6 protein-coding genes and 1 tRNA gene are annotated in these 3,977 nt (G+C 39.0%); 2 read left to right on the forward strand and 5 right to left on the reverse strand.

Translation table 11 applies throughout. From position 1 onward, the window contains the following. The first annotated feature begins 69 nt into the window (after nucleotides 1-69). Complete coding sequence (locus A5875_RS04410; protein WP_088932482.1) at nucleotides 70-1,326, forward strand: glycoside hydrolase family 73 protein; 1,257 nt, start codon at nucleotides 70-72, stop codon at nucleotides 1,324-1,326. A 42-nt stretch (nucleotides 1,327-1,368) separates the two neighbouring features. Here A5875_RS04410 and A5875_RS04415 read toward each other — a convergent pair whose 3' ends face one another. The 3 genes from A5875_RS04415 to A5875_RS04425 form a co-directional block, all read right to left on the reverse strand. Then, entirely contained in the window at nucleotides 1,369-1,587 is a 219-nt protein-coding gene (locus A5875_RS04415; protein WP_088932483.1) for a hypothetical protein, read from the reverse strand. An 87-nt stretch (nucleotides 1,588-1,674) separates the two neighbouring features. Then, the gene (locus A5875_RS04420) at nucleotides 1,675-1,995 is read right to left on the reverse strand and encodes an AzlD domain-containing protein (RefSeq protein ID WP_088932484.1); all 321 of its coding nucleotides are present in this window, start codon (nucleotides 1,993-1,995) and stop codon (nucleotides 1,675-1,677) included. Further along, entirely contained in the window at nucleotides 1,988-2,698 is a 711-nt protein-coding gene (locus A5875_RS04425) for an AzlC family ABC transporter permease (protein WP_088932485.1), read from the reverse strand. The genes A5875_RS04420 and A5875_RS04425 overlap by 8 nt, the downstream gene beginning before the upstream one ends. 283 nt (nucleotides 2,699-2,981) lie before the next feature. Between A5875_RS04425 and A5875_RS04430 the strand changes: the two genes are divergently transcribed. Next, on the forward strand, nucleotides 2,982-3,413 hold the full coding sequence (locus A5875_RS04430) for a universal stress protein (RefSeq protein WP_088932486.1): 432 nt from the start codon (nucleotides 2,982-2,984) through the stop codon (nucleotides 3,411-3,413). A gap of 47 nt (nucleotides 3,414-3,460) precedes the next feature. Here the strand turns inward: A5875_RS04430 and A5875_RS04435 are convergent. Both A5875_RS04435 and A5875_RS04440 read right to left on the reverse strand, forming a co-directional pair. Further along, nucleotides 3,461-3,533, reverse strand: a tRNA-Gln gene (locus A5875_RS04435). Nucleotides 3,534-3,624: 91 nt separating this feature from the next. Continuing rightward, nucleotides 3,625-3,975 carry a hypothetical protein gene (locus A5875_RS04440; RefSeq protein ID WP_254911844.1) on the reverse strand — a complete coding sequence of 117 codons (351 nt, stop codon included), beginning with the start codon at nucleotides 3,973-3,975 and terminating at the stop codon, nucleotides 3,625-3,627. Nucleotides 3,976-3,977 lie beyond the last annotated feature (2 nt).

A 3,977-nucleotide genomic window follows, 5' to 3' on the forward strand; every position in this document is an offset into this window, starting at 1 on the left:
ATATAGAGAGAGGTAAGACCAAAAGCGTTAAATGTAACCATTAGTTAATGGTTGCTAGAGGGGGATGACATGGATTATAAAAAACTGCTATGTAGCGTAATGTTGTTGGGAAGTTTAGGAAGTTCAACACTTGTTGCATATGGGGAAGAGACAATTGATTCAACGGGTACACAAGAAAGTTCTGCAATAGTAGAATCTTCAAGTTCTATTGAGACATCAGCTAAAACACAAGATACGTCCGAAGAAGCTGACAAAGAAGCTGAAACGACGACCACATCTTCGACTGAGCAGGCTGAAGAGACGATGGCGGTAGATGAAGTAGAGTATGACGCTCTTGGAAATCTGCAGTTCCATCATCCAATTCCATTTGAAGAATTTACGATTGAACCGCCTGCTTTTAGAGCTGCACGATCGAGTGTGAGTACACAGCAGGCATTCATCAATCAAATCGCTCCATCGGCTAAGTCATTAGCCAGTGCCAACGATTTGTACGCTTCAGTAATGATCGCTCAAGCGATCGTTGAGAGCGGCTGGGGAAGCAGTACGCTTTCAAAAGCGCCGAATTACAATCTATTTGGTATCAAGGGAGAGTATAACGGACAATCAGTTACGATGAAAACACAGGAGTGGAGTCAAAAAGAAGGCTGGCACTATGTAGATGCGAAGTTTAGAAAATATCCATCTTACAAAGAATCATTAGGTGACAATGTAACAGTACTGAAAAAGACTTCGTTCTCATCAGGAAATTACTATTATTCCGGCGCGTGGAAGAGCAACACGAAATCATATAAAGATGCAACGGCTTATTTAACAGGAAGATACGCAACAGCACCAACTTATGGATCAACACTAAACAGTGTTATTGAGACGTACAAGCTTACTCAATATGATACTACTAGTAACGGCGGATCAACTCCAGCCCCTGTTCAGACCAATGCGATGTACCGTTTGTACAATCCGAACAGCGGAGAGCATTTTTACACTGCAAGCACGGCTGAACGTGACAAAGTAAAAAAAGCCGGCTGGCGTTATGAAGGAATCGGTTGGCAGGCACCAAAAAGCGGCACACCTGTGTACCGACTTTATAATCCTAATGCTGGAGACCATCACTATACACCAAATGTTGCTGAAAAAAATAATTTAGTAAAAGTCGGTTGGCGTTATGAAGGCGTTAGCTGGTACTCTGGTGGTAGCAAACCACTTTACCGGTTGTACAATCCAAACGCAAAATCTGGTGCCCATCACTACACCTTGCTGCAAAGCGAGCGCAACAACCTAATTAAACAAGGTTGGCGCAATGAAGGAACCGGTTGGTACGGACAATAATAAAAAAAGGCTCTCGATGAAAAATTTCATCGAGAGCTTTTTTTAGCCGACATCAGAGATTTCTGAAATAACAAAAAAACTATGAAGACTATCTAGTGGGCATTCATACTTTTTTCCTATTTCAGATAGAATCCGTTGATCTGATTCCAAAATAGGTTCGTTCCCATCATACAAAGTGTCCGTTGGAAGATGGATTTCGAAAGATTTTTTTTCCTCTAACACTAAAGGCTTTTGAAAGAAATATCCAGCGATCTTTTTCATGAGAGTTACTCCTTTTTCTATTGTTTTGTTATATATTACATCAGCGATGCAAGTAAAACCAGAAATAAGCTCTATAACAGGTGTAATTTAAAGCAGCCGTAAGAGAGCGATTCCAAGAACACCTGTTAAAACGATTTTCATCAGGTCGTTTGTGCGAATGCCGACGATCAAAGCTGGAATACAAGCAAAAATCTCTGGAAAACGCACTGTTGGGAAATGGCCTGTTTGAAAGTTCAACAAACTTTGCAGCAATAAAGCGGTTAAAATCGTCATTGGCAAATAACTCAAAAATTTTTCGAAAGTCGGCGGCAACGTAATAGCTTTTGTTAAGATAAATGGTAATACGCGAGGGACCCAAGTCACCACGGCGCAGCCAAAAAGAATCACTAAATAATAATAGTTACTCATCTTTACTAAGCACCCCCGTCAGACAACCTAATAAAGTCGCTAAAATAACCGAAAGTTCTGCGGAAGTAAAACGCATCAATACAAATAAACTGATTGCCGTAACCGCTAAAATCTTCACCGTTTTGGTACGTTGTTTTTTCAAAGGTAACTGTACTTGAAAAAGAAACAACCCAAGAAACATCGCCGTCAAAGCAAAATCAAAACCAAATATAGTTGGATCAGGAATGAAATTACCTAATAAAGCACCAAGCACAGTCGAAAGAATCCATACCAGATAGGCGGTGATATTTAAGCCGTGCATCCAATTAGTGGTTACTTTTTTCTCCTGGGCCAATGTTGACATCAAGACACCGTACGATTCGTCTGTCAGCAATGTCCCAATGGCTATCCCGTTTAATAAAGAATCCTCCTTGAAATAATGGGCTACAGAAAGACTCATCAAGAGATGGCGTAAATTAACAAGAAAAACCGTAAATATAATAGAAAGAATTGGTGCACTCAAAAGCAATAAGCCGCATAAAATAAATTGGGCACTGCCCGCATACACCATTGTTGACATCAAAAATATTTGCCAAATCGCAAGGTGGGCAGATTTACCAACGATTCCCATTGCAATACCGATTCCTAAATACCCCATAATCGTAGGCAGGCAGGCTCTGACACCATCAGAAAAACTAGAAGTTTGTGTCAAGCGATTATCCATATACTCACCCTCTCATTTTGTTCTAATTATATTAGACCAAAACTAATAAAAAAACAAGAGGATAGGAGATATAAAAAAGAGCAACAATTCCAACGGTAAAAGCATACCAGTTGGCGGGGAAGTTGTTGCTCAATTTATTTTATCATAAAAACATTTTGGTAAAAACTAAAAAAATTATTTTTCTTAGGTAAATAACTTGAAATAATTTCTAATAATGAGAGATGGCTTTAATTTTATAGAAAGAGACAGTTGCGTTATAATGGATATAAGGGAGGCGTTTTCAATGAAAGAAAGTTACAAAAAAATACTCGTTGCCGTAGATGGCTCGCCGGCTTCAACAGATGCATTTAACGAAGCACTAAATGTCGCAGAACGGAACGAAGCGAAACTTTTTATCCTGACTGTTGTCGATTATAAATTTTCAATCGGCGATCCGGCATTCATCAACGATGCATTAAAATTCCATCTGAATAATGCAGAAATTGAATTAGAACAATTAATCGCCAATTCAAATGTCAGTAAATTTGACTATGAAACAAAAATCGATTCAGGAAATCCTAAACGCAAAATTATTGATTACGCGCTAGAACAGCAAGTCGATCTCATTATGCTTGGCGCAACCGGCAGAGGTGCAGTAGAGCAAGCTTTGATTGGCTCAACGACAGCGTATGTAGTAAATCATGCGAATTGTAACGTGATGGTTGTAAAATCGTAAATAACAAAAAAGGCTGCTGCTTCAATTCGAAGCAGCAGCCTTTTCTATTGGGATAGCAGGGCTCGAACCTGCACTTACCTGATTCAGAGTCAGGCGCCTTACCAGTTTGGCCATATCCCACTAAGAACCTGTCTCTTATACACATCTAGATGTGTATAAGAGACAGGAATTATAACGCTAGTTTTTCTATTCTTCAACTAAATCGTCTTGCTTATTTTTTTCCTGCTTGTTTCAAAGCAGCTAAAACTAAGTTGCCGTCTGCAAAGCCTAGATTGATATTAACAATTTCAGCATCAAAAACCAAAGCTAATCGAATCCCATTTAGTTTCTTTTTGCCGCTGATTTCTTTGCATTGGTAAAGATTGTACTTGTACGACTTTTGCTTGCTTAATGCATACAGCATATTTCCAGAGATTCCATAAGCAGTAAGACCTTCTTGCTTTTTCAAACTCACATACTTATGAAAGCCGATAAAGGCGAAGGAAAAATTGGTCTTAGGGAATGTTTGTACGAAGCGATTAAACAATAGAGTCCCTTTGTTTTCATTCGTATTGTAATTAATAT

It is taken from the genome of Enterococcus sp. 3H8_DIV0648, assembly GCF_002140655.1.
GTDB classification, from domain to species: Bacteria; Bacillota; Bacilli; order Lactobacillales; family Enterococcaceae; genus Enterococcus_A; species Enterococcus_A hulanensis.

Coding starts and splice junctions, on each gene's coding strand:
- A5875_RS04410 (WP_088932482.1), top strand. CDS start 70: ATGGATTATAAAAAACTGCTATGTAGCGTAATGTTGTTGGGAAGTTTA.
- A5875_RS04415 (WP_088932483.1), bottom strand. CDS start 1,587: ATGAAAAAGATCGCTGGATATTTCTTTCAAAAGCCTTTAGTGTTAGAG.
- A5875_RS04420 (WP_088932484.1), bottom strand. CDS start 1,995: ATGAGTAACTATTATTATTTAGTGATTCTTTTTGGCTGCGCCGTGGTG.
- A5875_RS04425 (WP_088932485.1), bottom strand. CDS start 2,698: ATGGATAATCGCTTGACACAAACTTCTAGTTTTTCTGATGGTGTCAGA.
- A5875_RS04430 (WP_088932486.1), top strand. CDS start 2,982: ATGAAAGAAAGTTACAAAAAAATACTCGTTGCCGTAGATGGCTCGCCG.